At 68.4% G+C, this 25,300-nt stretch carries 26 protein-coding genes; 13 read left to right on the top strand and 13 right to left on the bottom strand.

Annotated features, from left to right (window positions below):
* Positions 1 to 9 precede the first annotated feature (9 nt).
* A complete protein-coding gene (locus QX204_RS08645) occupies positions 10 to 996 on the bottom strand; it encodes an MBL fold metallo-hydrolase (protein WP_301906059.1) in 987 nt (328 codons plus the stop codon).
* Positions 997 to 1,043: 47 nt separating this feature from the next.
* Between QX204_RS08645 and QX204_RS08650 the strand changes: the two genes are divergently transcribed.
* Positions 1,044 to 1,442 (top strand): MerR family transcriptional regulator, encoded by a 399-nt coding sequence (locus QX204_RS08650; protein ID WP_301906060.1) that lies wholly within the window; start codon positions 1,044 to 1,046, stop codon positions 1,440 to 1,442.
* Here the strand turns inward: QX204_RS08650 and QX204_RS08655 are convergent.
* On the bottom strand, positions 1,420 to 2,418 hold the full coding sequence (locus QX204_RS08655) for a helix-turn-helix transcriptional regulator (RefSeq protein ID WP_301906061.1): 999 nt from the start codon (positions 2,416 to 2,418) through the stop codon (positions 1,420 to 1,422). The genes QX204_RS08650 and QX204_RS08655 overlap by 23 nt on opposite strands.
* A gap of 63 nt (positions 2,419 to 2,481) precedes the next feature.
* On the opposite strand from QX204_RS08655, the gene QX204_RS08660 reads away from it, so the two are divergent.
* From QX204_RS08660 to QX204_RS08695, 8 genes are all read left to right on the top strand, one after another.
* On the top strand, positions 2,482 to 2,970 hold the full coding sequence (locus tag QX204_RS08660; RefSeq protein ID WP_301906062.1) for a pyridoxamine 5'-phosphate oxidase family protein: 489 nt from the start codon (positions 2,482 to 2,484) through the stop codon (positions 2,968 to 2,970).
* Between the two features lie 164 nt (positions 2,971 to 3,134).
* On the top strand, positions 3,135 to 4,358 hold the full coding sequence (locus QX204_RS08665; protein WP_301906063.1) for a cation:proton antiporter: 1,224 nt from the start codon (positions 3,135 to 3,137) through the stop codon (positions 4,356 to 4,358).
* Between the two features lie 27 nt (positions 4,359 to 4,385).
* The gene (gene argC / locus QX204_RS08670) at positions 4,386 to 5,444 is read left to right on the top strand and encodes an N-acetyl-gamma-glutamyl-phosphate reductase (protein ID WP_301906064.1); all 1,059 of its coding nucleotides are present in this window, start codon (positions 4,386 to 4,388) and stop codon (positions 5,442 to 5,444) included.
* Positions 5,441 to 6,667, top strand: a complete 1,227-nt coding sequence (gene argJ, locus QX204_RS08675) for a bifunctional glutamate N-acetyltransferase/amino-acid acetyltransferase ArgJ (RefSeq protein WP_301906065.1) — start codon at positions 5,441 to 5,443, stop codon at positions 6,665 to 6,667. The genes argC and argJ overlap by 4 nt, the downstream gene beginning before the upstream one ends.
* On the top strand, positions 6,664 to 7,572 hold the full coding sequence (argB, locus tag QX204_RS08680; RefSeq protein ID WP_301906067.1) for an acetylglutamate kinase: 909 nt from the start codon (positions 6,664 to 6,666) through the stop codon (positions 7,570 to 7,572). The genes argJ and argB overlap by 4 nt, the downstream gene beginning before the upstream one ends.
* Positions 7,569 to 8,771 (top strand): acetylornithine transaminase, encoded by a 1,203-nt coding sequence (locus tag QX204_RS08685; RefSeq protein ID WP_062985613.1) that lies wholly within the window; start codon positions 7,569 to 7,571, stop codon positions 8,769 to 8,771. The genes argB and QX204_RS08685 overlap by 4 nt, the downstream gene beginning before the upstream one ends.
* A complete protein-coding gene (gene argF, locus QX204_RS08690) occupies positions 8,768 to 9,700 on the top strand; it encodes an ornithine carbamoyltransferase (protein WP_301906069.1) in 933 nt (310 codons plus the stop codon). Before QX204_RS08685 ends, argF begins: the two co-directional genes overlap by 4 nt.
* Before the next feature lie 114 nt (positions 9,701 to 9,814).
* Complete coding sequence (locus QX204_RS08695; RefSeq protein WP_056824335.1) at positions 9,815 to 10,318, top strand: arginine repressor; 504 nt, start codon at positions 9,815 to 9,817, stop codon at positions 10,316 to 10,318.
* 6 nt (positions 10,319 to 10,324) lie between these two features.
* Here QX204_RS08695 and QX204_RS08700 read toward each other — a convergent pair whose 3' ends face one another.
* A complete protein-coding gene (locus QX204_RS08700) occupies positions 10,325 to 10,888 on the bottom strand; it encodes a TetR/AcrR family transcriptional regulator (RefSeq protein ID WP_301906070.1) in 564 nt (187 codons plus the stop codon).
* 126 nt (positions 10,889 to 11,014) lie between these two features.
* Here QX204_RS08700 and QX204_RS08705 point away from each other — a divergent pair, with 126 nt between their 5' ends.
* The gene (locus QX204_RS08705) at positions 11,015 to 12,430 is read left to right on the top strand and encodes an MFS transporter (protein WP_301906072.1); all 1,416 of its coding nucleotides are present in this window, start codon (positions 11,015 to 11,017) and stop codon (positions 12,428 to 12,430) included.
* Here the strand turns inward: QX204_RS08705 and QX204_RS08710 are convergent.
* From QX204_RS08710 to QX204_RS08730, 5 genes are all read right to left on the bottom strand, one after another.
* Positions 12,314 to 13,135: a DUF4184 family protein gene (locus QX204_RS08710; protein ID WP_301906073.1), complete on the bottom strand. Its 822-nt coding sequence runs from the start codon at positions 13,133 to 13,135 to the stop codon at positions 12,314 to 12,316. The genes QX204_RS08705 and QX204_RS08710 overlap by 117 nt on opposite strands.
* Positions 13,136 to 13,195: 60 nt before the next feature.
* Entirely contained in the window at positions 13,196 to 13,987 is a 792-nt protein-coding gene (locus QX204_RS08715) for an aldose epimerase family protein (protein WP_301906074.1), read from the bottom strand.
* A gap of 66 nt (positions 13,988 to 14,053) precedes the next feature.
* A complete protein-coding gene (locus QX204_RS08720) occupies positions 14,054 to 14,209 on the bottom strand; it encodes a hypothetical protein (protein ID WP_301906075.1) in 156 nt (51 codons plus the stop codon).
* A gap of 62 nt (positions 14,210 to 14,271) precedes the next feature.
* Entirely contained in the window at positions 14,272 to 14,403 is a 132-nt protein-coding gene (locus QX204_RS08725) for a hypothetical protein (RefSeq protein ID WP_301906076.1), read from the bottom strand.
* 30 nt (positions 14,404 to 14,433) lie between these two features.
* Positions 14,434 to 14,574 (bottom strand): hypothetical protein, encoded by a 141-nt coding sequence (locus QX204_RS08730; protein WP_165610251.1) that lies wholly within the window; start codon positions 14,572 to 14,574, stop codon positions 14,434 to 14,436.
* A gap of 270 nt (positions 14,575 to 14,844) precedes the next feature.
* Between QX204_RS08730 and QX204_RS08735 the strand changes: the two genes are divergently transcribed.
* Both QX204_RS08735 and argH read left to right on the top strand, forming a co-directional pair.
* Entirely contained in the window at positions 14,845 to 16,047 is a 1,203-nt protein-coding gene (locus QX204_RS08735; RefSeq protein WP_056824327.1) for an argininosuccinate synthase, read from the top strand.
* 105 nt (positions 16,048 to 16,152) lie between these two features.
* Positions 16,153 to 17,571, top strand: coding sequence for an argininosuccinate lyase (gene argH / locus QX204_RS08740; protein ID WP_301906077.1), 1,419 nt, complete (start codon positions 16,153 to 16,155; stop codon positions 17,569 to 17,571).
* 3 nt (positions 17,572 to 17,574) lie between these two features.
* On the opposite strand, the gene QX204_RS08745 is transcribed toward argH, so the two are convergent.
* From QX204_RS08745 to QX204_RS08755, 3 genes are read right to left on the bottom strand one after another with little or no spacing between them, the layout of a single operon-like run.
* A complete protein-coding gene (locus QX204_RS08745; RefSeq protein WP_301906078.1) occupies positions 17,575 to 19,950 on the bottom strand; it encodes a PEP/pyruvate-binding domain-containing protein in 2,376 nt (791 codons plus the stop codon).
* On the bottom strand, positions 19,941 to 20,933 hold the full coding sequence (locus tag QX204_RS08750) for a TIGR03617 family F420-dependent LLM class oxidoreductase (RefSeq protein WP_301906079.1): 993 nt from the start codon (positions 20,931 to 20,933) through the stop codon (positions 19,941 to 19,943). Before QX204_RS08750 ends, QX204_RS08745 begins: the two co-directional genes overlap by 10 nt.
* Positions 20,934 to 20,943: 10 nt before the next feature.
* On the bottom strand, positions 20,944 to 22,059 hold the full coding sequence (locus QX204_RS08755) for an Rv3169 family protein (RefSeq protein WP_301906080.1): 1,116 nt from the start codon (positions 22,057 to 22,059) through the stop codon (positions 20,944 to 20,946).
* A 49-nt stretch (positions 22,060 to 22,108) separates the two neighbouring features.
* Between QX204_RS08755 and QX204_RS08760 the strand changes: the two genes are divergently transcribed.
* The gene (locus QX204_RS08760) at positions 22,109 to 22,732 is read left to right on the top strand and encodes a TetR-like C-terminal domain-containing protein (protein ID WP_301906081.1); all 624 of its coding nucleotides are present in this window, start codon (positions 22,109 to 22,111) and stop codon (positions 22,730 to 22,732) included.
* A gap of 33 nt (positions 22,733 to 22,765) precedes the next feature.
* On the opposite strand, the gene ilvA is transcribed toward QX204_RS08760, so the two are convergent.
* Both ilvA and QX204_RS08770 read right to left on the bottom strand, forming a co-directional pair.
* Entirely contained in the window at positions 22,766 to 23,989 is a 1,224-nt protein-coding gene (gene ilvA, locus QX204_RS08765; protein ID WP_301906082.1) for a threonine ammonia-lyase, read from the bottom strand.
* Between the two features lie 61 nt (positions 23,990 to 24,050).
* Positions 24,051 to 25,229, bottom strand: coding sequence for a serine hydrolase domain-containing protein (locus QX204_RS08770; protein ID WP_301906083.1), 1,179 nt, complete (start codon positions 25,227 to 25,229; stop codon positions 24,051 to 24,053).
* Positions 25,230 to 25,300: the final 71 nt, after the last annotated feature.

Consider the following 25,300-nt stretch of genomic DNA (forward strand, 5'->3'; position numbering starts at 1 on the left):
TCGACTGCCTCAGATCTGGCTCGATCGGGAGGCGTGTGGGTCCTGCGTCCACACGCACGCCGCCCGATGATCGTGACTGGGAATGATGCGGACGGCGTCGCGGATCGCGTGCAGGCGATGGACGGTTCGCCAGGTCTCGGTGCGGTCGTTGTCGGCCAGCATGCCCGGATAGCCCGACTTCTGACGCAGCTCCTCGACCTGGAGGTTGTGCCAGACCGCGTCGCCCGCGAGCAGGACCGGGCCGCGCTCGGTGCGCAAGAGCAAGCCGACGCTGCCCGGCGTGTGGCCGGACAGATCGACCAGGACCACGGCGCCGTCTCCGAACAGGTCGTGGCTGCCGGAGAAGGTGAGAACAGGTGGACCGTCGAGGTCGTAGACATCGAGAGGCCTGTCGCGAACGGCTCGCCGCACGCCGCCGACCGGTGCCACCGGACCCACCATTGCCCAGTCGTGCTCGGGCCGGTGCAGCCGCAGTGCCAACTCGGGCAGATCGAGGAGCCCGGCGATATGGTCCCAGTGCAGATGCGTCGGTAGCGCGAAGTCGATGTCGTCGGCGGCGATTCCACTGCGGTGCAGAGAGTCTCGGATATCGATGATGTCGCTCGGTGGCGTCACCGCGACGCGCAGAACGCGGGGGAGCTCGGCCACCGCTTGGTCCTGAACATCCACGCAGATGCCGGGGTCGACGAGAAAGGTGGCCTTCGGATGCCGGACGACGAAGGCCGTCATCGCGGATTCGATCCGGCGCGGGGCGAACACGCCTTCGACGACGGCCGCCGTCGGTACCCGCTTGGCGTTCTGCGCCAGAACCGTCAGCTCGACCGTCGTGGTGCCGCGGGGGAGGCCGTTGTCGGGCAGCGAGGTCAGGAACCTGTGGTCGGGTCGGCGTGGTCGCAGGGCGCCGGTCACCGCCGACCCCACCGATCGGCAACACCGCCACAGGTCCGGCGACGCGACTGGGTCGATCGACTGCGTCCGATTGTCGTTGTGTCCCATGCGAACTACGCTAAAACTTCAGGTCGACCTGAAGTAAAGGGGCGAATGTGTCGAATACCGCCGAGTCGCGCCGCATCGGCGATGTCGCCGCCGAGCTGGGTGTCGCCACCCATGTCCTGCGCCACTGGGAGGACGTGGGAGTCCTCGTTGCACCCCGCGCGCCCGGCGGACAACGGATCTATGGCGGCGACCTGATCGTGCGAGCCCGTCTCGTCCAGCTCTGTCAACGAGCCGGGCTGTCGCTGGCCGAGATCAAGGATCTGTTCGCCGCCCGATCTCGTACCCGCCGCGTGGCGGTGTTCGCGGACAAACAAGCCGAATTGCGCACTCGCGTCGACGACCTCACCCGAACCATCGACTTTCTCGCCCATGTCCTGCGCTGCACCCACCCGATCGTGGACGAGTGCCCGGACTGCGTCGAGTTCAGCCGGTCGGCTCAGCGGTGAGCGGCATCCGGCGGTGATAGCGCGCGAGCATGGCGGCGGCGGTGGCGGTCATGCTCGCGCGCAGCTCGGGTGGGTCGAGGACCTCGACGTGCTGTCCCAACGGGAGCAGGGCGTGGGCGAGGACCTCGTAGGACTCGGCGGGAATCGTGATGTCGGCCCAGCTGTCGGCGTCGGGTGGACCCGCGGAGGCGAGGGCCTCGCGCACCGCGGCCGGATCGTTCATCAGACGCAGCAGGCTCAGGTGGGCGGTGGAGATCCGGCAGTGGGCGCTGACGCGCAGCATCGATCGCGCGAACTGCTCGGCCGAGTCCTGCCAGTGCGCGGCGAGGTCGAAATCGGCAGGCCGGGTGAAGGATTCGCCGGTGGATACGGCTGTGGCGATCCGGCCGGCCCGGTATGAGCGGATGTCGGAGTGCTCGCGGGCGATCAGGTACCAGGTGCCTGCCTTCATGACCAGGCCGAGCGGGTCGAGGGTTCGTTCCACCGTGCGGTCGCGGCGGTGGTAGGTGATCGCGAGGCGGCGGTCGTGCCAGAGGGCGTCGGCAACCGTGGCGAGCGTGGGAGTTTCGTCGGGGCGTGCGAACCAACCGGGCATGTCGATGTGGACGCGTTCGGCGATGCGGGTGGCCCGGCCGCGCAGTTCCGGCGGGAGGGCGGCGAGCATCTTCAGCTGGGCGGTGGCCAGCACGGTGCCGAGGCCGAGGTCGGCGGCGGCGCCGGGTAGGCCGGCGAGCAGGACGGCGTCGGCTTCGTCGGAGGTGAGGCCGGTGAGTCGGGTGCGGTAGCCGTCGATCAATCGCACACCGCCACCGCGCCCCGGTTCGCTGTACACCGGAACGCCCGCCTCCGACAGCGCCTCCACGTCCCGATAGACCGTGCGCACCGAGACCTCGAGCTGCCGTGCCAACTCGCTCGCGGTCGCCCCGCCGCCCGCTTGCAACAGCAGCAGTAACTGCACCAACCTGCTCGCCCGCATATTCTCGAGACTAGCCGCAAAACCTGACACGAGATGTCAAGGTTTGGTCGTACCGTGCGAGATATGACCACGTGGAGCCAGTTCACCGAAGTAGCACCGAACGTCGCCGCCCTGTTCCTGCGTCGGCATCAGGCCACCGGCAAGCTGTGCATGCTCGCCACCCTGCGTGCCGACGGATGGCCACGAATCAGCCCGATCGAACCGGTGGTTTTCGAAGGCATGCTCGTCCTGGCCGGCATGCCGAACACCCGAAAATTCGACGACCTCGCCCGCGACCCGCGCTTCTGCCTGCACACCGCCACCGTCGACACCAGGGTCTCCGACGGCGACGCGAAACTCTTCGGCACCGTGACCGACCTCCAGGATGAAACCGTCCACGCCCGTTTCGCCCAAAAGCTGTTCGACGACAGCGGTTTCGACATCCGCGGCGAGAAGTTCGACCACTTCTACATCGCCGACCTCACCGGCGCCTCCACGGTCGAAGTCGTCGACGACCGCCTCGACATCACCGTCTGGAAGCCCGGTGCGGGTGAAACGATCGTCCACAAATGAGCTGAGTCGGACCGGTCCCGTCGATCGACCTCTTCCGCGCTCATCTCCTGCCCCGACCGGGCGCCGCCGCCGACGATCCGCCCATCACGCCTCGTCCGGCGGGGTGAGGATCGGCCGCGCGCGAATTCGCGGATCGGTGGTGGCGCTGTGCCACGATGAGCCGCATGGATCTGCTCGCTTCCGCCGGCGTCGGCGATCCCTCGCCGATCGTCTCGCTGTTCTGGATCGCGCTCATCGCGGTGGTCGCGCCGCTGCTGTCGCGGCTGGTGCGCGGGTACCTGCCGGATGTGGTGATCCTGCTGGTGGCAGGGGCGGTGGTCGGGCCGCATGTGCTCGGGTGGGCGAGTAGCGCGGGTGGCGTCGACCTGGTCAGCGAGTTGGGGCTGGGGATGCTGTTCCTGCTGGCGGGCTACGAGCTCGATCCGCGGTTGCTGCGTGGCCGATCGGGGCACACAGCGTGGATCGTGTGGATCGTGTGCCTGCTGTTCGCGTTCGCGATCGCCGTGCTGGCTGCGGACAAGTCGACAGGCACGCGTGTCGCGGTCGCTATCGCGTTGACCTCCACCGCCCTGGGCACCCTGCTGCCGATCCTGAAGCAGTCCGGAGTCGTCGATTCGCCACTGGGGCGCGCGGTGATGACGCACGGCGCCGTGGGTGAGCTGGGGCCGATCGTGGCGATGTCGGCGCTGCTCACCAGTAGAAGTCCCGGGAGCGCGGTGGTGATCGTCTTGATGTTCGCGGTGGCGGCCCTTGTCGTCGGATTCGTGCCGTTGCGAATGCTCGACCGCATGCCCGATCTCGGCGCCGCGCTGGGCAAACTGGGGGGCGGTACCTCGCAGCTGCCGGTGCGTGGGGTGGTGCTGTTGCTGTTGGTGCTGATGGTGGTCGCCGAGGAATTCGATCTGGATGTGGTGCTCGGCGCCTTCGCCGCGGGCATGATCTTGCGGCGGCTCATCGCGGCGGGTCACCCGGATGTGGACTCGTCGCTGGAGGCCATCGGGTACGGGTTGCTGATCCCGGTGTTCTTCGTGGTGTCGGGGATGGGCATCGATGTGTCGGCGGTCGGCCGCAACCCGGGGCTGTGGTTGTGGTTCGTGGTCATCATCGCGATCGCCCGGGGCGTGCCCGTCTGGCTGAGTGAGCGATTCATGCCGCGCGGGGACAACCTGCCGACCGGACGCGAGCGGATCGAATTGGCCCTCTATGCCGCGACGGGCCTGCCGATCATCGTCGCGGTGACCCAGGTAGCCACCCAGGCGGGGCTGCTGACCGCTGATGTCGCCTCGATCCTGGTCGCGGCGGGCGCGACGACCGTTTTGGTATTTCCGCTGGTAGCGCGCCTGATCGGGGCGTCGGAGGCGAAGTCGGTCACACCCGCTCATGAATGAGCTTGCACAGTCGTGCATAATCATCACATGGTTGATTCGTCGGGAGGACCCGTGTTGCGGGTGGCGGTTGCCGGTGCGAGTGGATACGCCGGTGGCGAAGTGTTGCGTCTACTGCTCGGGCATCCCGAATACCGAGCCGGGCGCCTCGAGATCGGGGCGCTGACCGCCGGTTCCAACGCGGGCACCGCGCTGGGCGCGCTACAGCCGCACCTGCTGCCGCTGGCCGACCGGATCCTCGACGAGACCACCCCTGAAATCCTGGCCGGTCACGACATCGTGTTCCTCGGCCTCCCGCACGGTCAGTCGGGCGCGATCGCCCAGGCGCTGTCGGACGAGACGGTCATCATCGACTGCGGCGCCGACTACCGGCTCACCGACGCCGCCGCCTGGGAGAAGTACTACGGCAGCCCTCATGCGGGCAGCTGGCCCTACGGTCTGCCCGAACTGCCCGGTGGACGGGCGAAGCTCACCGGCGCCCGGCGGATCGCGGTGCCCGGCTGCTACCCGACCGTGTCCAGTGTGGCGCTGGCCCCGGCGATCGCCGCCGGGATCATCGAACCCGCCGTGAATGTCGTTGCGGTGAGCGGCACTTCGGGCGCCGGTCGCAAACTCGATGTCGGCCTGCTCGGTTCCGAGGTGATGGGCAGCGTTCGGGCCTACGGCATCGCGGGCGCGCACCGGCACACCCCCGAGATCGCGCAGAACCTGAAAGCCGCGGGCGGCGTGGATGTCTCGGTGTCGTTCACCCCGGTGCTGGCGCCGATGCCGCGTGGCATCCTCGCCACCTGCACCGCCCCGACGAAGGTCGATGCCGCACAGGCGCGCGCCGTCTACGACAAGGCTTATGCCGACGAACCGTTCGTGCACCTGCTGCCCGAAGGCGTACTGCCGCAGACCGGTTCGGTACTCGGCTCCAACGCCATCACCCTGCAGGTGACCGTCGATGCCGACGCGGGTCTGCTCGTGGTGATCGGCGCGATCGACAACTTGACCAAGGGCACCGCGGGCGCCGCGGTGCAATCGATGAATCTGGCCGTCGGATTCGACGAGACCGCAGGACTTTCCACCGTAGGAGTGGCACCGTGACGACCCCTGATCCGCACACCCCGGACCACGGCAAACTGATCCACACCCAGGGCGTCACCGCGCCGCTCGGCTTCCGTGCGGCGGGTATCGCGGCCGGTATCAAGGCCAGCGGCAAGCCGGACCTCGCGCTGGTGCTCAACGAGGGCCCCGAGTACTCGGCCGCCGGCGTGTTCACCAGCAACCAGGTCAAGGCCGCGCCGGTGCTGTGGTCGCAGCAGGTGCTCAAGACTGGTCACGTGCGCGCGGTGATCCTGAATTCCGGCGGCGCGAACGCCTGTACCGGCCACGGCGGCTTCCAGGACACCCACAAGACCGCCGAGGAACTCGCCGCGGCACTGAGCAATTGGGGCACCGAGACCGGCGCGGGCGAGATCGCGGTCTGCTCGACGGGGCTCATCGGTGACCGTCTGCCGATGGACAAGCTCGTCCCCGGCATCACCGAGATCGTGCACGAGATGGGCGGCGGCATGTCGGGTGGCTCCGATGCCGCCCATGCCATCATGACCACCGACACCGTGCCGAAGGAGTCGGCGTTCCACAGCGAGGACAAGTGGAATGTCGGCGGCATGGCCAAGGGCGCGGGGATGCTCGCACCGTCGCTGGCCACCATGCTCGTCGTGCTCACCACCGATGCCGTGGCCACACCCGAGCAGCTCGACTCCGCGCTGCGCAAGGCCACGAAGTACACCTTCGACCGGCTCGATGTCGACGGCTCCTGCTCCACCAACGACACCGTGCTGTTGCTGGCCAACGGCGCCAGTGGCGTCGCGCCCTCGCAGGAGGATCTCGACGCCGCGGTGTTCACCGTGTGTGACGACCTGGCCGCCCAGTTGATGGCCGATGCCGAGGGCGTCACCAAGCGGGTCCAGGTCACCGTCGCCGGCGCGGCCTCCGAGGACGAGGCGCTCACCGTCGCCCGCGCCGTCGCCCGCGACAGTCTGGTCAAGACCGCGCTGTTCGGTTCCGACCCGAACTGGGGTCGCGTGCTCGCCGCCGTCGGCATCGCGCCGGTGACCCTCGACCCGAACCGGATCGCGGTGTCGTTCAACGGCAATCCGGTCTGCGTCGACAGTGTCGGCGCGCCCGGCGCCCGCGAGGTCGACCTGTCCGGCGAAGACATCGACGTGCTGATCGAGCTCCATGTGGGCGAGGGCACCGCGATGGTGCGCACCACTGACCTCTCGCACGCCTACGTCGAAGAGAACTCGGCGTACAGCTCATGAGCGTCGTGAACAGCCTGTCGGCGCTGGACAAAGCGCACGTGCTCGCCGGCGCGCTGCCGTGGCTGCAGAAGTTCCGCGACAAGATCGTGGTCGTGAAGTACGGCGGCAACGCCATGGTCGACGACGAACTCAAGGCCGCCTTCGCCGCCGACATGGCGTTCCTGCGCACCGTCGGCGTGCACCCCGTGGTCGTGCACGGCGGTGGCCCGCAGATCAACGCCATGCTGAAAAGGCTCGGTATGGCAGGCGAATTCCGCGGCGGCTTCCGCGTCACCACCCCCGAGGTGATGGACGTGGTGCGGATGGTGCTGTTCGGTCAGGTCGGCCGTGAGCTCGTCGGGCTGATCAACGCGCACGGCCCGTACGCGGTCGGGATCTCCGGCGAGGACGCGCACCTGTTCACCGCCACCCGGCGCACCGTCGCCGTCGAGGGCGTCGCCACCGACATCGGCCTGGTAGGCGACGTCACCGAGGTCAACCCCGGCGCCGTACTCGACCTGATCGACGCGGGCCGCATCCCGGTGGTCTCCACCATCGCCCCCGACGCCGACGGCGTGGTGCACAACATCAACGCCGACACCGCCGCCGCCGCACTGGCCGAGGGCATCGGCGCGGAGAAGCTCGTGGTGCTCACCGACGTCGAGGGCCTCTACACCGACTGGCCGGACCGCTCCTCGCTGACCAGTCAGATCGACGCCGACGCGTTGGCGAAGTTGCTGCCGCGCCTGGATGCGGGCATGGTGCCGAAGATGGAAGCGTGCTTGCGCGCCGTGCTCGGCGGGGTCCCCAGTGCCCACGTGATCGACGGGCGCGTGCCGCATTCGGTACTACTGGAACTGTTCACCGGAGAAGGAATCGGAACCATGGTGACCCCCGCCGGGTCGCCGGATGGAACGCAATCATGAGCGAAGTAGAGAAGCTGCAGCAGCGGTGGTCGGCCGCGATGATGGACAACTACGGCACCCCGAAGGTCGCGCTGGTGCGCGGCGCCGGTGCGGTGCTCTACGACGCCGACGGCAAGCGCTACATCGACTTCCTCGGTGGCATCGCGGTCAACAGTCTCGGCCACGCCCACCCCGCGATCCTGGAAGCGGTCACCCAGCAGCTGGGCACGCTCGGCCACGTGTCGAACCTGTACGCCAGCGAGCCCGTGATCGAGCTGGCCGAGAAGCTGCTGGCCCACTTCGGCGACGGTGAGGGCAAGGCGTTCTTCTGCAACTCCGGCACCGAGGCCAACGAGGCCGCGTTCAAGATCGCGCGACTCACCGGACGGTCCAAGATCGTCGCCGCCGAGGAGGCGTTCCACGGACGCACCATGGGCGCGCTCGCCCTGACCGGTCAGCCGGCCAAGCGCACGCCGTTCGAGCCGATGCCGCCCGGCGTCGTGCACGTGCCCTACGGTGACGCCGCCGCGCTCGAAGCCGTGGTCGATTCCGACACCGCCGCGGTATTCCTCGAGCCGATGATGGGGGAGAGCGGTGTGGTCGTCCCGCCGTTCGACTACCTGGCCAAGGCGCGCGAGATCACCTCACGGGCCGGGGCGCTGCTGATCCTCGACGAGGTGCAGACCGGAATCGGGCGCACCGGAACGTTTTTCGCGCATCAGGCGGCGGGCATCGTGCCCGACGCGATCACCCTGGCCAAGGGCCTCGGTGGTGGTCTGCCGATCGGCGCCGTGCTGGCCCAGGGCCGGGCCGCCGAACTGCTCACACCGGGTCTGCACGGCACCACCTTCGGCGGCAACCCCGTCTGCGCCGCGGCGGCTCTGGCCGTGCTGCGCACGATCGACTCCGACAACCTGCTGACCCACGTGGAGTGGGTGGGCAAGAAGCTCAGCGACGGCATCGCCTTGCTCGAGCATCCCGAGATCGACCACGTGCGTGGTGCGGGTCTGCTCATCGGCATCGTGCTCAAGAACAACATCTCCGCCTATGTCGACGAACGGGCGCGCGAGGCCGGCTACCTGCTCAACCCCGCCAAGCCCGACGTGATCCGGTTGGCGCCGCCACTGGTGCTCACCGAAACCCAGGCCGATAATTTCGTCGCCGACCTGCCCGAGATCCTCGACAAGGCCGCCGCCGATGCTAAGGGAGCGACCAAGTGACCCTGCGTCATTTCTTGCGCGACGACGATGTGACCCAGGCCGAACAGGCCGAAATCCTCGCCATCGCCGCCGCATTGAAGAAGGACCCGTTCCTGCACCGGCCGCTGGACGGCCCGCGCGGGGTCGGCGTGATCTTCGAGAAGAACTCCACCCGCACCCGCTTCTCGTTCGAACTGGGCATCGCCCAGCTCGGCGGCCACGCGGTGGTCGTCGACGGCCGCGACACCCAGTTGGGCCGTGAGGAAACCCTCGGCGACACCGGCAGCGTGCTCTCGCGCTACGTCGACGCCATCGTGTGGCGGACCTTCGAACAGTCCCGCCTCGACGAGATGGCGGTCACCGCAACGGTTCCCGTGGTGAACGCGCTGTCCAACGAGTTCCACCCCTGCCAGGTGCTCGCCGATCTGCAGACGATCAGCGAGCGCAAGGGATCGCCGGCCGGGCTGAACCTCACCTACTTCGGCGACGGCGCCAACAATATGGCGCACTCGCTGTTGCTCGGTGGTGTGACGGCGGGCATGAACGTGACCGTGGCCGCGCCCGCGGGCTTCGAACCGCTGCCGTGGATCCTGGACGCCGCCGCCAAGCGCGCCGCGGAAACCGGTGCGACCGTGTCGGTCACGGGTGACCCGGTGGTCGGCGCGACCGGCGCGGACGTGCTCGTCACCGACACCTGGACCTCCATGGGGCAGGAGAACGACGGCCTCGACCGTGTCGGCCCGTTCCGTCCGTTCCAGCTCAATACCGAGCTGCTCGCCCACGCGGCTGCGGAAGCGATTGTGCTGCACTGTCTTCCGGCGCACCGTGGCGAGGAGATCACCGACGAGGTGCTCGACGGCGAACACAGCGTGGTCTGGGACGAAGCCGAGAACCGTCTGCACGCCCAGAAGGCGCTGCTGGTGTGGCTGCTCGCGAAAGCCGCCGCGTGAGACCGCGAACCGGGGCCGGCGTGGGGGCCGGGCGATGAGCGAGCGCAGCGAGCGGCCGGAAAACACAGCCGCCCGTGCGGTCATGCCGGAGCCGAGCGACAGCGAGGCGCAGGCATGAGCGCGCCCGAGAAGGGCTCGCCCGCCATCGCCCGCACCCGCGCCGGCCGCCAGTCCCGCATCATCGAGCTGCTGACCTCGCACTCGGTGCGCAGTCAGACCGAGCTCGCCGCCCTGCTGTCGGCCGAGGGCATCGAAACCACCCAGGCCACCCTGTCGCGTGACCTCGACGAACTGGGTGCGGTGAAACTGCGAGCGGCCGACGGTGGCGCGGGCGTCTACATCGTTCCCGAGGACGGCAGCCCCGTGCGTGGGGTCACCGGCGGCACCGGCCGCCTGTCCAAACTCCTCGGTGACCTGCTCGTCTCCACCGATGCCAGCGGTAACCTCGCCGTCCTGCGCACCCCGCCCGGCGCCGCCCACTTCCTGGCCAGCGCCCTAGACCGCGCCGCTCTGCCCTACATCGTCGGCACGATCGCCGGCGACGACACCATCGCCGTCATCGCCCGCGAGCCGCTCACCGGCGCCGAACTGGCGGCTAAGATCGAAGATCTGGCCTGAGCGCCGCTAGCGCTGGGCGCGGAGGCCGGCCAGCGCCACGTCGGTGAGCAGGGGGGCCGACTCCGGGGCGGCCTGGCAGCCCGCGCCGATGCCGTGGCCGAGGCGCAGGATGTCGCGGGGGCTCACCTCGGGGCGGATCGCGCCTGCCTCCTGCGCCGGGATCAGCACAGCAGCCGCGGCCTCGGCCAGCAGGGTGGAGCAGGCGGTGAAAGTGTCCGAGGTTCGGTCGATGGCGGCTTTGAGAGTGGTTGCCAGGCCGTGCTTTTCGAGGATGTAGGTGACCAGTTCGCCGAACCAGGCGTCGAACGCGTCGAGGGTGGCGTGCGTTCGGCGTAGTTCGTCCGCGCGTGCGGCGAGTGTCTCGATATTGGCGCGATACACCGCTTCCATCAGCGTGGTGCGATTCGGGAAGTGGCGATACAGCGTGCCGGGACCGACTCCCGCGCGTCGCGCGATGTCGTCCAGCGGTGCGTCGGTGCCGTGCTCGGCGAACGCGTCGCGGGCGCAGTCGACGATGCGCTCGTAATTGCGGCGTGCGTCGGCGCGCATCGGCCGCGACGGTGCGTCCACAAGATCCTCCATTGGAAACGGATGAAGTCTCCGTTTAGTCTTGCGGAACCGGAGACTTTCTCCCTATGCTAACTCTGTCATAAACGGAGACTCTCTCCGTTTGAGTTCCTTGTTGATGGAGCGTTCTTGACTACCCCCACACTCTCCGACATCGATCGGGTCGAACGCGTTCGGCCACGGATCGTGCTTGTCACCCTGCTGACCTGCCAGCTCATGATCATTCTCGACATCACCGTGATGAATGTGGCGCTGCCGCACATCAGGACAGACCTGGAGTTCAGCGCGACCGGCCTGTCCTGGGTGATGAACTCCTACACGCTCGTCTTCGGCGGCCTGTTGCTGCTCGGCGGCCGCGCGGGCGACCTGTTCGGCAGGCGCACCATGTTCATCGCGGGCGTGGTGCTGTTCACCGTGGCCTCACTGGCCGGCGGCCTGGCGCCGTCGGCCGGGTGGTTGCTCGCGGCCCGCGTGCTCCAGGGCATCGGCGGCGCCATGGCCGGGCCGAATACCCTTGCGCTACTGACCACGACGTTCACCGAACCCAAGGCTCGAATCCGGGTGCTCGCCCTGTTCTCCGGAATGTCCAGCGCCGGATTCGCGATCGGCTTGATCGTCGGCGGGTTGCTCACCGAATGGTTCGGCTGGCGCTCGGTGCTGTTCATCAACGTGCCGTTCGGCCTGGTCATCGCGGTGCTCGCACTGCGGTACCTGCCCGACTTGCCGCGTCGCGCAGCCCGGCTCGACCTGCCGGGAGCGGTGACGGCGACCGCGGGCGTGGCCGCCCTGGTCTACGGTTTCATCAGTGCCGCCTCGCACGGTTGGGGCGCGGCGGGCACCGACATCTGGCTCGCGGTCGGGACGGCCTTGCTGGCGGCCTTCATCGCGATCGAACTGCGTGCGCCACAACCACTTCTTCCCCTGCACCTGTTCGCCGATCGCAACCGCGGCGCCGCCTATCTGAACATGTTCCTCGGGCCGATGGCAGGCATGTCGATGTTCTTCTTCCTCACGCAGTATCTGCAGGATGTGCTGGGAATGAGCTCGTTGGCAACGGGTTTCGCGTTCCTGCCCACGGCGGTGCTGATGTTCACCATGATCCGGCTGATTCCGCGGCTGCTGGCACGCTCGGGCCCGAAGCCGGTGACGCTCACCGGCTCCGTCGCGATGGTCATCGGACTCGTACTGCTGACCCGGCTGTCGGAGAACTCCGGCTATTTCCCGCTGCTGTTCGTGGCGATGGTCGCGATGGGTTGCGGTATCGGGCTGGCGTTCTCGCCGCTGAACGTGATCATCATGTCCACGGTCTCGCCCGACGAGGCGGGTGCGGCGGGCGGCGCCCTGCAGACCATGCAGCAGACCGGCGGCGCGCTGGGCTTGGCCATCCTGGTGACGATCTTCGGCACCGCCGCGCGAGACGCGGGCGGCTCACCGACCCACGCCCTGGTCGGCGGCATGACCGCCGCCTTCACGGCAGCCGCCGTCATCGCCGCCCTGACCTTCTTCGTCGCGCTCACCTTCCGCAGCGTCCGCTCGTCGCAGTGAGCGCACCCGACCCGTGCCGAGATGCCACAGCACGGTGTAGGCGGCCCAGGCGACAATCATCGCCTGAGCCGCACCGACGATCGTGTGCCGGACCAGGTCGTAGGTGCTGACCCGGGTGACCGGGTCGTCGACGGCGAGCACCGCACCGATGACGGGCGCGGCGAGCAAGGCGGCGACGACGGCCCGGTGCGCCCACGTAGGAGTGCGGACGGTGCGCCGGGCGCGACGCACTACGAGGTAGGTGAGGGCCGCTGTTCCCAGGAGCGAGGAGAGATAGCCGAGGACGTTGTAGGTCTTGTGCGGCTCGATGACCGACGTCCGCAACAGCGCCGCGTGCTGGACCGCGAAACCTGTTGTCTGGGTGAAGGAATCCCAGACAACGTGAGTTGCGGCACCGAGCACGATGGCGGTGACCGTCGAAACCACCTCGCGCCCGGCTGATCTGGGATCAGGGGAAGAGGAGGGCGCCAGGCGGAGCAGGGCCGAGGCAGGGCCGGCGGAAAGTCGGAAGGCGACGAGCAACACGAGGCCGATCAGCAGGTCCCAGCACAGGACGCCGACAACCGAGTGGGTTGTGGTGCCGGACAGAGGGCCAGGCAGGTAGTAGACCACGTCGGGGGCGATGGATCCCGCGACGAGTGCGGTCAGGGGGAGATATCGAGCGAAGGGCAGCACCGCGACGGGATGGGCGAACGTAATCGGCACGGATTCACCGTAATCGGCTGTGCTGCCGGGCTACTCGGGCCGCGGAGTCGTGCGGTTCCGCTACAGGCGCTGCCAGGTCCAGTCGACGCGCACATCGAGTGGCGAGTCGGGCGTGACCATCCGTGGTTCGGTATTGAGGCCGTTGGGTGGGCCGGACTGGGCCTCCACCGACAGGGATTGTTCCGGCAGGGTCCAGACGACAACGTCGTGGACGGGGCTGGTGATGGTGAATTCCAGGAATCCGGGCCAGGTGAGGTGGGCGAGAACGCCGTTGGGCATGGCGAAGCAGTCGTCCCACGGTGGCGGCGTCGGGGCGATCTCGCGGCCGGTGGGCAGGTAGTCCTCGCCGCGTTCGTACTGCCACGCCGGGTCGAAAGCGAGCCGCACCGGCCCGGTCGCGGGCGGGACTTCGCGCAGGAACCACGGATGCCAGCCGCCCTGGGCGGGAAAGGAGTCGTGATCGGTGGCGATGCGCATCGCCAGGGTGAGGCCGGTGTCGGTGAGGGTGAACGTCTGGGTGACCGTGCCCGCGAACGGCCACGGATCGCTGAGACGATGGCTGATCGTCGCCTCGGTCGGCGAAGCCGCGACCACCTCCCACGCTCCGTCGCGGGCGGTGCCGTGAATGCTGTGCGGCGGGTTGTTGATCGGCATCCGATACGTGTGGTCGCCGACGGTCAGTTCGCCGTTGCCGAGCCGACCGGCCCACGGCGCCATGACGAAACAGCCGGTGCCCGGATCCTGCCGGAGCAGTTCGGTGCCGTCGACGGTGAGGCTGTGGATCGCGCCGCCGTCGTCGGGGGCGATCGTGAGACCCGCGGAGCCTGTGTCGAGCCGCACATCGTCGGTCATGATTCGCACACTAGCCGCGCGGCTCTGCCCTCAGCGGTACCTCACACCGAAAGTGGGGACGCGCCGTCAGTTGAACGGGTACTGCCCACCGCCCGCGCCGCCGCCGCGATTGTTCGGAACAGCGATGTCGATGATGTTCTGGACCAGGTCGACGACGGCTCTGCCGACATCGAGAACACCGTTGCCGAGGGTCGAGAATTCCTGCGCGATGTAATGGAGCATCTTGTTCGTCCTCACGTGTGGCGAGCCGAATAGTGCTCTCCCAGAGTGCCACAGGTGAGGTGTCAGGAGTTGAGGAAGTTCAGGATCAGCAGGGTCAGTGGGGCGGTGATCTCGAAGACGGCGCGGCCGATATAGAGGCCGAGATTGGCGCCCGCTTCGTAATTGTCGGAGAGGAACTGCAGGACTTCATCCATGATGTGCTCCCTGGATTCGAGGTCGGTGGGTCAGGCGAAGAATCCCTGGAGCAGGGGAGTGCCGAGGTCGATGACGGCCTTGGCCACCGTCAGGCCGAGGTTTCCGAGTCCGATGACCACCGTGCCGATCAGGTCGTAGTTGGCCTCGGCGAAATCACGTAGCGACTGCATGATGGCTCTCCTTCGGTCCCGACCCAATGGCTATCTGCTGTGACCAGCGTCTCATAGCTGAGCGTACTCGCCTAGGGTGGCGACGGTGTCGTCGCAGGTGATCGGCTATTTCGCTGGAGTCGGCCCGGGGCCGCACCCCCCGGTTATGAATGAGATTGCATCATCATGCATAATCATTTGTAGCAACGGCGTGAGCCGACCGGCGGCCGGAGCATTCATACTGCTCAGGGCAGCCCTTTTACGTACCAGACTTCGAGGAGCACAACAGACATGTCCGATCGCGTCGTACTCGCCTACTCCGGTGGGCTTGACACCTCCGTCGCCATCAGCTGGATCGCGAAGGAGACCGGTTCCGAGGTGGTGGCCGTGGCCATCGACCTGGGCCAGGGCGGCGAGGACATGAGCGCGATCCGACAGCGCGCACTGGACTGCGGCGCCGTGGAGGCCATCGTGGTCGACGCGCGCGACGAGTTCGCCGACGAGTACTGCCTGCCCACCATCCAGGCCAACGCCATGTACATGGGCCAGTACCCGCTCGTCTCGGCCATCAGCCGTCCGCTGATCGTCAAGCACCTCGTCGAGGCCGCGAAGTTCCACAACGCCACCACCGTCTCGCACGGCTGCACCGGCAAGGGCAACGACCAGGTCCGCTTCGAGGTCGGCATCGGCGCGCTCGCGCCCGACCTCGAGGTCATCGCCCCGGTCCGTGACTACGCCTGGACCCGCGAGAAGGCCATCGCCTTCGCCGAGCAGAACAGCCTGCCGATCAATGTCACCAAGAAGTCGCCGTTCTCCATCGACCAGAACGTGTGGGGCCGCGCGGTCGAGACCGGGTTCCTCGAGGACCTGTGGAACGCGCCGACCAAGGACGTCTACGACTACACCGCCGACCCGACGGTGAACTTCGAGGCGCCCGACGAGGTCATCATCACCTTCGAGAAGGGTGTGCCGGTCGCCATCGACGGCCGCCCGGTCTCGGTGCTGCAGGCCATCGAGGAGATGAACACCCGCGCGGGCCGTCAGGGTGTCGGTCGTCTCGACATGGTCGAGGACCGGCTCGTCGGCATCAAGAGCCGCGAGATCTACGAGGCGCCGGGCGCCATCGCGCTGATCACCGCGCACCAGGCCCTCGAAGCCGTCACCGTCGAGCGTGAGCTGGCCCGCTACAAGCGGCAGGTCGAGCAGCGCTGGGGCGAGCTGGCCTACGACGGCCTGTGGTACTCCCCGCTCAAGCGTGCGCTCGACGCCTTCATCTCCGACACCCAGCAGACCGTCACCGGCGAGATCCGGATGGTGCTGCACGGCGGGTCCGCGGTGGTCAACGGCCGTCGCTCCGAGCAGTCGCTCTACGACTTCAACCTGGCCACCTACGACGAGGGCGACACCTTCGACCAGTCGCTGGCCAAGGGCTTCGTCCAGATCCACGGCCTGTCCTCGAAGGTCGCCGCCCGCCGCGACCTGAACCAGAAGTAATAAGCACAGAGTCACCCTCGTAGTCTCGACACCGGCCGGTCCCCACGGATCGGCCGGTGTCGTGACCAGCTGTGCCCGCCATACCGACCGGAGGAGACATCGACCATGAGCCACAGTGGAACCAACGAAGGTGCGCTCTGGGGTGGGCGCTTCGCTTCCGGTCCGGCCGAGGCGATGGCGGCGTTGAGTAAGTCGACCCACTTCGACTGGGTGCTGGCTCCCTACGACATCCGCGCGTCCAAGGCGCATGCCCGTGTGCTGCACAAGGCGGGGCTGCTCGCCGACGACGACCTGCCCGCCATGCTGGCCGGGCTGGACGCACTCGCCGCCGACGTCGCCTCGGGCGCCTACGGCCCCGCCGACTCCGACGAGGACGTGCACGGCGCGCTCGAGCGCGGGCTGATCGAGCGGGTCGGCACCGAACTCGGCGGTCGACTGCGGGCCGGTCGCTCGCGCAACGACCAGGTGGCGACCCTGTTCCGGATGTGGCTGCGGGACGGCGTCCGCCGTGTGGCGGCCGGTGTGCTCGACGTGGTCGACGCGCTCGTCGCCCAGGCCGCCGCACATCCCGACGCCGTGATGCCGGGCAAGACCCACCTGCAGGCCGCCCAGCCGGTGCTCCTCGCGCATCACCTGCTCGCCCACGCGCATCCGCTGCTGCGTGATCTGGAACGTCTGCGTGATTTCGACAAGCGCGCCGCCATCTCCCCGTACGGTTCGGGCGCGCTGGCCGGTTCCTCACTCGGCCTCGACCCCGAGCAGATCGCCGCCGAACTGGATTTCACCGCCTCCGCGGCCAATTCGATCGACGCGACGTCCTCGCGCGACTTCGCCGCCGAGGCCGCGTTCGTGCTGGCCATGATCGGTGTCGATCTGAGCCGGATGGCCGAAGAGGTCATCATCTGGAGCACACCGGAATTCGGCTACGTGACCCTGGCCGACGCCTGGTCCACCGGTTCATCGATCATGCCGCAGAAGAAGAACCCGGATGTCTCGGAGCTCACCCGTGGCAAGGCGGGCCGTCTGATCGGCAACCTGACCGGACTGCTCGCCACCTTGAAAGCCCAACCGCTGGCGTACAACCGGGACCTGCAGGAAGACAAAGAGCCGGTCTTCGATTCGGTCGCCCAGCTCGAATTGCTCCTGCCTGCCATCGCGGGTCTGGTCGGCACCCTGACCTTCCACACCGACCGCATGGCCGAACTCGCACCCGCCGGGTTCACCCTCGCCACCGATATCGCGGAATGGATGGTGCGCCAAGGTGTTCCGTTCCGCGTCGCCCACGAGGCGGCCGGTGCGTGCGTGCGCGTCGCCGAGACGCGCGGTGTCGGTCTCGACGAGCTGACCGACGAGGAGTTCGCCGCCGTCGACCCCGCGCTCACCGCCGGTGTGCGCGAGGTCCTCACGGTTCAGGGCTCGATCGCATCGCGTAACGCCCGTGGTGGCACCGCCGGTGTGCGCGTGGCCGAACAGCTCGACGAGGTCCGCGAGACCGCCGCCGACGCCCGCGCCTGGTTGAGCTGATCGTCAGGGCGGTCCGAGCCGGGTGACCAGACCTCGGTCCCCGTCCACCCGCACCCGGTCTCCGGTGCGCAACACCGTCGTGGCCACCAGGGTGTTGACCACGCACGGGAGACCGTATTCGCGCGCCACCACAGCGCCGTGTGACACCGAGCTGCCGATGTCGGTGACCAGCGCGCCGATAACGGTGAAGTACGGTGTCCACCCCACGTCGGTGACCGGGGCGACCAGGATCTCGCCGGGCCGCACTTCTCGCGCGTCGACGATCGACTTCGCCACGCGCACAACGCCTTCGACGCTGCCCCGGCTCGCCGGCCTGCCCACGATCTGGTCATCGGTGATCGCGTGCGGCGGCGGCGCGAGCCGCGGCGTCGGCCTGCCCACCGACACGTCGTCGAACTCGAGGGAGTTCTGGTACGCCAGTGCTTCTCGGCGCTGCCGCGCGCACCGCACGAGGTCGGCGATGTCATCGGTGCCCACGACGCGAGCCAACTCGGCACGGTCGAAGAAGAAGACGAGGTCGGCATCGGGCAGTCGCCCCGACTCGGCCAGCACCGCTCCCAGGTGGCGGTAGCCCCGCTTCAGCGCGTGCGCCATCAGCGCCATCTTCGATTTCGTTCTCTCGCGTCCGCGGGCGCCGCCCTGCGCCAGCCGAGCGAGAAACCGGATTGTCGCCGAGCCGGCGGTCTTCTCGGGCGCGGGCAGCGGTGTGCGGTGGGCCGGATCCAGTGCCGAGCGCAGCATGACCTGCATCATCGCTCCCAGCCCGCCGGGGTCCTCGGCCCAGGACGGATCGCGCATGCACAGCTCGCGATACCCGCGGTGACCGTGTCGAGCCGAGAACTGTCGCAACGCCTCGCCGCCGGGGTTACTCGCCGTTCGCAGCTCGATCACCGCGTCGGCAGGCTCCGCCGCGAGGAACCTCTCGGCGGCCGCGTGATCGGCGGCGACGGTTCGCACCACCGCGTCGAGCTCCTCCACCATGAGCGCGCTCTCGACATCGGACGCGCCTGCCATCAGCCGGGTGGCCTCGGCACGACCCTCGTCCGCGTCGAGACCGTTCTCGACCGCCTGTTTGGTCAGCACGCCCTCGAGAATGTTGGCCGCGACAGCCGCGCGGGACGAGGACCGCACATGAGTCAGCGTGATGTCGCAATACTGTTCGACACCGAACTCCAACTGGCGCAGTATTTCTCGCGGGTCGTCGCCGGTCGGAATCACGAAGCCGGCGATCTTGTCGTCCAGGCGGCGGATCGCGGGCCCGGCGGACAACGCGTGCGTGGTCAGCCGGATCGTGTTGACGAGTCTGCGGGCGAACGGTTTCGGCGGTTCGGCCTTCAGCTCCTCGACGACCCGGCCGCAGATCGACGTGGAGAACTGCTCCAGCGAGTTGCCGAGCAGGCCCGAGCTCAGTGCCGTGCCCTCGGTCAGGTTCAGGAACATGTGCCCGTAGAAATAGCCGACCTGCAGCCACGGCCGCTCGTACCTCGGCTGTGCCCGCGCCACGACCTGCGTCATCTGCATCGCGTAGTCGATGGCATAGCCGGACACCGCGGCGGTCAACGGGCAGAAGGCGCCCGGCATCATCTCGCCGATGTTGCAGCGTGTGTACACGTGGTCGGCGCCCGCGAGCGGTGAATCCATCTCGTTGAGGTCGCCGGGCAGGGTGGTGATCGGTCGGGCCTGCAGCCACCACAGCGTGCCGGAGCGGTCGATCGCCCACTCGAGGTCCATCGGCCTGCCCCAGTGTCGCGCGGCGCGCAGCGCATCGGACCGAATCTCCGCGATCTCCTCCTGCGACAGCACGGGATCCGTGCCGACCTCGGACACGACGGTATCGCCATGGGAATCGAGGACGATGTGGTCGGGCGATGCCGTACCGTCGACGAGCGCTTCGCCGAGCCCCGCGATGGCGTCGATTACCATGAGGTCGCGCCGCCCGGTCGCCGGATCCGCGGTGAACACCACGCCCGCGGCACGCGCGTCGACCATCTGCTGCACCACCAGATGCATAGTGGCGGGAGCTTTTTCGCTGTAGGACGCGGCTCGCCGGGAATGGACGGACGCGGCGCACTCGCGCACGGCCGCGGCGAAGGCATCGACGGAGTCGACTCCGAGCACCGTGTCGTACTGGCCGGCGAAGGACTGGTCGTCCCCGTCCTCCCCGACCGCGGAGGAACGGACCGCCACGGACGTCGCGTCGGCGGCGAGCTCCGAGAACCGCTCCGTCACCGCATCGATGCCGCCCTGTGCGGATGCGTCGGCGATGACGAAGCCGACCGGCACAGCGAGTCCGAGACGGCGCAGTTCGGCCAGCCCGGCCGCCTTGCCGCCGTAGCTGTCGTCGACGACCTGGTCGAATTCGATCGTTGTCAGCGACATGTGGATCCTTTCAGCGCGTCGACGATCTCGGCGAGCGCGTCGACAGCGATGGGCCCCGGCTGATAGAGGCAGAGCCGGTCCGACACACCGTCGACCCGATCGCGAATATGCGCGGCCACCTCGGCCGGAGTGCCGCACGCGGCGATGGTGTGGAGGATGTCGTCGTCGATCAGGGCGGCCATCTCCCGCCACCGTCCCTGCTTGGACATCGCGTTGAGCTCCGGCTGCAGATCACCCCAGCCGTGGGCGTCGAGCACCGGCCGGTAGGCCGGGGTGGAACCGTAGAACGCCAAGAGCATCCGGGTCGAGGTGTGGTCCTCACCGACCGAGACGATGATCTCCGGCACCACCTCGAAGTCGTCCTCGCAGCGTCCGGCAGCCGACAGACCGGCCCGTACAGCAGGCAACGTCGACTCGTGCAGGAACCGTTTCGTGCCGAACGGCATCACCAGCAGACCGTCGGCCACCTCCGCGGTGGCTGCGGTCAACCGCGGCCCGAGCGCACCGAGATAGATCGGTGGCGGACCGTACGGGTTCGGCCCTGGGACGAAGGTCGGCGTCATCAGGGTGTGTCGGTAGTACTCGCCGCGAAAGTCCAGTCGCGCACCGTCGTTCCAGGCGGCGAAGATCGCGCGCAACGCCCCCACCATTTCCTTCATGCGCGCGACCGGGCGGTCGAACTCGACCCCGTAACGCTTCTCGATCTGCGCGCGCACCTGCGTGCCCAAGCCGAGGATGAACCGTCCCTCGCTGAGCAGTTGCAGATCGTTGGCCTGGTGTGCCAGCTGAATCGGATTGCGGGGCAGCGCGATCGCGACGTTGGACATCACATCGAGCCCCTTGACCGCCGATGCGAGCACCAGCGGCGTGAACACGTCGAACGGTCCTTCGAAGGTGAATACCCCGGATGCGCCCGCCTCCTGGAGCACGGTCGCGCGTTCGACCGCATCCGTAGGCCCGTAGAGCGCTGTCATGATCTTCATGGCACCGTGCCTATTTCGCCACGTCGGTCCAGTCGGAGAACCCCGACGGATAGTGCGGTCCGATCACGCCGTGCTCGAACAGGCCCGCGCCCTCGCGCGTCTGCCCGTCGGCTTCCGTGCACACCGCCCGGCCCACGTGGTCGATGAGACTGAACGGCGCTCTGGCCATGACCTCCGGATCGGTCATGTCGTAGCTGACGCGTTCGGCGAACGGGCCGTCCTTCCAGGTGCCGTGTGCCCACGAGGAGTCGCCGCCGTAACCCGAGCCGAAGGCGATGGGCGCGAACAACCTCGATTCGACGTCGAGTTCGATCCGATCACCCGCCCGGTTCATGAACTCCACGTGCGCGCCCGTCGGGATCCGCGTCCCGGGCCGGTAGTGGATGGTCGCGCGCACACCGTCGAGCTGCTCGACGCGACCGTCGCGCCAGCGGCGGGTGCAGTCGTAGAGGCTGCGGTGACCGTCGGGATCCTCTTGCAGGATCAGGAACAGCTGGTAGTCGTCGAACGCGAGCGGCAGATACAGCCACCACATGCCGCGGAACGCGACATCCGGGCGACCGGCGGGCTCGGGTGCGCCGATCGGGCGGATGCCCCACGAGCGATCACGGCTCGCCACACTGGTGTCGTGCTCGACCGTCAACCGTTCGCCGTCGACCTCGATCCAGCCCTCCCACGTCCCGACCTGGGCGAAGCGGCACGCCTGCAACGTCACTCGCCGCTCGGTCAGCATCTCGTGCGGCCGCTCCAGCGCGGCGGGGAACAGCCCGCGCCAGGTCAGATCCGCGGCGATGCCCTCGGTCTCGGCCAAGGTCAGGCGTAGCTCCTGCAGGGGTTCGACGACATCGATCCGGTAGCCGTTGACATGTTGGTGCAGGCGGTCGTCATCGATGGCGTCGCTCAGCCGCACCGCGGTCTGGGTGTCGCCCCGGCGGACGACGAAGTACGCGTCCTTGACCCCGAGGCGCGGGTAATAGCCGATCCCGGTGAGCGCCATGAAGCGTCCCTCCCGGTCGAGCACGTTGAAGTAGGACCGATCGTAGAAGTTCCGATCGGAGGCGGCCGGCCAGGTGAGGGGCGCCGCCGCCTGATGCAGCGGGTACTCGTCGAGGGGGCTCAGATTCACAGGCGTTCCTCAAATATGATGCATGCCGTATTGGAATTATGCTGTGACCATGACAACAGAAGGCGGGAGCGAAGGCAAGAGGTCTGCGCCATCCACCCCGGGGCGCCCACGCGACAGCCGAATCGATGCCGCGATCATCGCGGCCACCAGAGAGCTGATCCTCGACATGGGTTACCCCGCGCTGTCGCTGTCGGCGATCGCCGCGCGCGCCGGCACGACCACGGCCGCCATCTACCGGCGATGGTCGAACAAGGCCCAGCTCGTCCACGAGGCCGTGCTGTCCGCCGAAGTCATTGCGCCACCGGAGGTTTCGGGCGGCGATATCCGCGCCGACATCCGGGCGCTGGTCGAGACGGTCCGCACGATGTTCGACAGCCCCGAGGTGCGCTCGGCGCTGCCGGGATTGATCGCGGACACCGTCGCCGCCCCCGAAGTGCACACGATGATGATCGACCGACTGGCAGGCGACCTCGCCGCCTTCGAATCCCGCTTCGGCCACGAACGCCGCGCCGACGATCAACTCCCCATGCTCGCCGAAGTCGTAGCGGGCACCGCGATCTTCCGCATTCTCATCCGCCACGACGCCGCCCTCGACGACACCTGGGTGGACCAGATGACCGAATTGATCACCGACCGCTGGCCTCCGGACCGAGCGCGCGAGGGCGACAGCTAGCGTGCGCTTGTGGCTTGTCGGCGCGCCCCGTTCCTAGAGCTCGGCGTGGACGCGGAAACCCGCGGCACGCAGCGCGTCGAGGACGTCGTCGCGGTGCGCGGCACCTCGGGTCTCCACGGTGAGTGACACCTCGACCTCGTCGACGGCCAGCCACGGACCCGTCCGCGAGTGCACGACGTCCACCACGCTCGCGCCCGCGCGCCCGACCACGGCGAGCAGTGCGGACAGGGCTCCCGGGCGGTCATCGATCGTGACGTGCATAGCCAGGTAGCGGCCCGCGGCGCTGAGACCGTGGCCGATCACGCGCGTGAGCAACAGTGGGTCGATATTTCCGCCCGACAAGATGGTCACCACGGGGCCGGGCAGATCCTGGAGCGCGGAGGCGAGCACGGCGGCGACGCCCGCCGCGCCCGCGGGCTCGACGACGAGTTTGGCCCGTTCGAGGCAGAGCAGCAGTGCTCTCGACAGGGTGTCCTCGTCGACGGTCACGATCTCGGACACCAGCTCGGCGATATGGACGAACGGCACCGCGCCGGGCAGCCCGACCGCGATACCGTCGGCCATCGTCGACATCCTCGGCACGCGAACCGGTCGGCCCGCCGCCAGCGAATCCGGCCATGCCGCCGCCTCGGCCGCCTGCACGCCGATCACCCGGACCTTCGGCGCCAACGCGTGCAATGCCACCGCGACCCCCGCGAGCAGCCCACCGCCACCGGTCGGCACGACGACCGTGCCCACGTCGGGGACCTGTTCGAGAATCTCCAGCGCGACCGTCGCCTGACCGGCGACGATGTCGGGATGGTCGAAGGGATGGATCAGAGTCGCGCCCGTCCGATCGGCGAATTCCTGTGCGGCGACCAGGGATTCATCGATCGTGTCGCCCACCAGATGCACGTCGGCACCGTAGGCGCGCGTAGCGACCAGCTTCGGCAGCGAGGCCCCGACCGGCATGAACACCGTCGAGGCGATTCCGAGCTCGCTCGCCGCCCACGCCACCCCTTGCGCGTGGTTGCCCGCGCTGGCCGCCACCACTCCCCGCGCCCGATCGGCCGCGGGAAGGTGCGCGATCCGGTTGTAGGCGCCGCGCGGCTTGAACGACCCGGTCCGCTGCAAGTTCTCACATTTGAGCAGGACCTGCGTGCCTGCCCGCTCCGACAACACTCGCGATCCCACGATCGGCGTCCGCCGGATCACCGGCTCCAACAGATGCGCGGCTTCCTCGATCCGTTCCAGCCCAACGGTCTCCATCCGCCACATAGTGCCAGGCCCGACCGGGTGCCAGGCGTAGGTTCCGGGACCGCCTCGGATCCGGGCAGTGTCAGGTGCCAGGCTCGGTCTTGGCGATGTTGTGGGCGATGGCGCCGAGGCGGGTGAGGCGGGCATCGCCCAACGGGGTGAGTCTGCCGCCGAGACGGTTGGTGACGAAGGCGAGGGACAGGCCGGTCGCGGGGTCGGCGAAGGCGCCGGAGCCGCCGAGGCCGAAGTGGCCGAAGGCGGAGATGGGGTCGGCCTTGGAGGGTTTCATGGGGACGCCGTGGAAGCCGAGGGCCCACGGGATACGAAACGCCAGGACATAGTCGGGGGTGAAGACCTGGCGGGTGGCCAAGCGCGGAATCGAGTCGGGGGACAGGATGCGGGTGCCCTCGAGTTCGCCGCCGTTGGCGAGGGCGGCGTAGAGGCGGGCCAGGGCGCGCGCGGAGAAGACGCCGTTCACCCCGGGCATCACCGAATCATGCACGCGCGCATCGACGATCAGGTCGGCGAAACCGCGCGGGGTGGTTTCGGCGGCGGCGCTGAAGCGGGTGCGGGTGAGCAGGTCGGAGCCGGTGTCCCAGTCCATGCCCGCGGCGCGCAGGCGCGGGAAGGTGGTGGCGATGCGGTGGCGCTGGTCGTGCGGCACCCGGAACCAGAGCTCTTCGGCGTCGAGGGGTTCGGCGAGTTCGGTGCGCACCACATCGACGAAATCGCGGCCGGTGACCCGCTGGACGATCTCGGCGGCCAAGTGCCCGTAGCTGATTCCGTGATAGCCGCTGGTGATCCGGTGCCGAGGGTCGGGAGTGGCCGCGGCCAGCGCGGCGGTGACGGCTTCGTCATCGAGGAAACTCTCGATCGGACCGGGCAGCAGACCGCGCAGACGGTGCAGGCCTGCGCGGTGGGTGAGCACATCGCGCACGGTGATGTCGGCCTTGCCCGCGGCGGCGAACTCCGGCCAGTACTCGGCGACGGGGCTGTCGTAGTCGAGCTGCCCGCGATCGGCCAGCTGGTGGATCACCGTGGAGGCCACGCCTTTCCCGGTGGAGAAACCCAAGGCCACCGACTCCGCCGTCCACGGCACACCCGGACTCGCGTAGCCCGCCCACACGTCCACGACCGGCTCGCCGTGCAGATAGACACACAGTGCGCCGCCACCGTGTGCGGGTTTGCGGAACAGATGGTCGAAGACGGCGACCAAGCGGACGAAACGGCGATCCACCGTCTGTGTTGTGGTAACTCCCATGACTCGAGCATGCCATCGCACACTGGGGACCGGTCGGTACGGTGATCGTTTCCCAACCGTCACATCGGGCA

It is taken from the genome of Nocardia sp. PE-7 (assembly GCF_030486425.1).
GTDB classification, from domain to species: domain Bacteria; phylum Actinomycetota; class Actinomycetes; order Mycobacteriales; family Mycobacteriaceae; genus Nocardia; species Nocardia salmonicida_A.

Excerpts from the sequence above, each read along its gene's own strand:
- QX204_RS08725 (WP_301906076.1), bottom strand. The coding sequence starts at position 14,403 with ATGGATGAAGTCCTGCAGTTCCTCTCCGACAATTACGAAGCGGGCGCC.
- QX204_RS08660 (WP_301906062.1), top strand. The coding sequence starts at position 2,482 with ATGACCACGTGGAGCCAGTTCACCGAAGTAGCACCGAACGTCGCCGCC.
- argC (WP_301906064.1), top strand. The coding sequence starts at position 4,386 with ATGGTTGATTCGTCGGGAGGACCCGTGTTGCGGGTGGCGGTTGCCGGT.
- QX204_RS08665 (WP_301906063.1), top strand. The coding sequence starts at position 3,135 with ATGGATCTGCTCGCTTCCGCCGGCGTCGGCGATCCCTCGCCGATCGTC.
- QX204_RS08685 (WP_062985613.1), top strand. The coding sequence starts at position 7,569 with ATGAGCGAAGTAGAGAAGCTGCAGCAGCGGTGGTCGGCCGCGATGATG.
- QX204_RS08715 (WP_301906074.1), bottom strand. The coding sequence starts at position 13,987 with ATGACCGACGATGTGCGGCTCGACACAGGCTCCGCGGGTCTCACGATC.
- QX204_RS08745 (WP_301906078.1), bottom strand. The coding sequence starts at position 19,950 with ATGTCGCTGACAACGATCGAATTCGACCAGGTCGTCGACGACAGCTAC.
- QX204_RS08645 (WP_301906059.1), bottom strand. The coding sequence starts at position 996 with ATGGGACACAACGACAATCGGACGCAGTCGATCGACCCAGTCGCGTCG.
- argB (WP_301906067.1), top strand. The coding sequence starts at position 6,664 with ATGAGCGTCGTGAACAGCCTGTCGGCGCTGGACAAAGCGCACGTGCTC.
- QX204_RS08655 (WP_301906061.1), bottom strand. The coding sequence starts at position 2,418 with ATGCGGGCGAGCAGGTTGGTGCAGTTACTGCTGCTGTTGCAAGCGGGC.
- QX204_RS08770 (WP_301906083.1), bottom strand. The coding sequence starts at position 25,229 with ATGGGAGTTACCACAACACAGACGGTGGATCGCCGTTTCGTCCGCTTG.
- QX204_RS08695 (WP_056824335.1), top strand. The coding sequence starts at position 9,815 with ATGAGCGCGCCCGAGAAGGGCTCGCCCGCCATCGCCCGCACCCGCGCC.
- QX204_RS08735 (WP_056824327.1), top strand. The coding sequence starts at position 14,845 with ATGTCCGATCGCGTCGTACTCGCCTACTCCGGTGGGCTTGACACCTCC.
- ilvA (WP_301906082.1), bottom strand. The coding sequence starts at position 23,989 with ATGTGGCGGATGGAGACCGTTGGGCTGGAACGGATCGAGGAAGCCGCG.
- QX204_RS08720 (WP_301906075.1), bottom strand. The coding sequence starts at position 14,209 with ATGCTCCATTACATCGCGCAGGAATTCTCGACCCTCGGCAACGGTGTT.
- QX204_RS08760 (WP_301906081.1), top strand. The coding sequence starts at position 22,109 with ATGACAACAGAAGGCGGGAGCGAAGGCAAGAGGTCTGCGCCATCCACC.
- QX204_RS08730 (WP_165610251.1), bottom strand. The coding sequence starts at position 14,574 with ATGCAGTCGCTACGTGATTTCGCCGAGGCCAACTACGACCTGATCGGC.
- QX204_RS08750 (WP_301906079.1), bottom strand. The coding sequence starts at position 20,933 with ATGAAGATCATGACAGCGCTCTACGGGCCTACGGATGCGGTCGAACGC.
- argH (WP_301906077.1), top strand. The coding sequence starts at position 16,153 with ATGAGCCACAGTGGAACCAACGAAGGTGCGCTCTGGGGTGGGCGCTTC.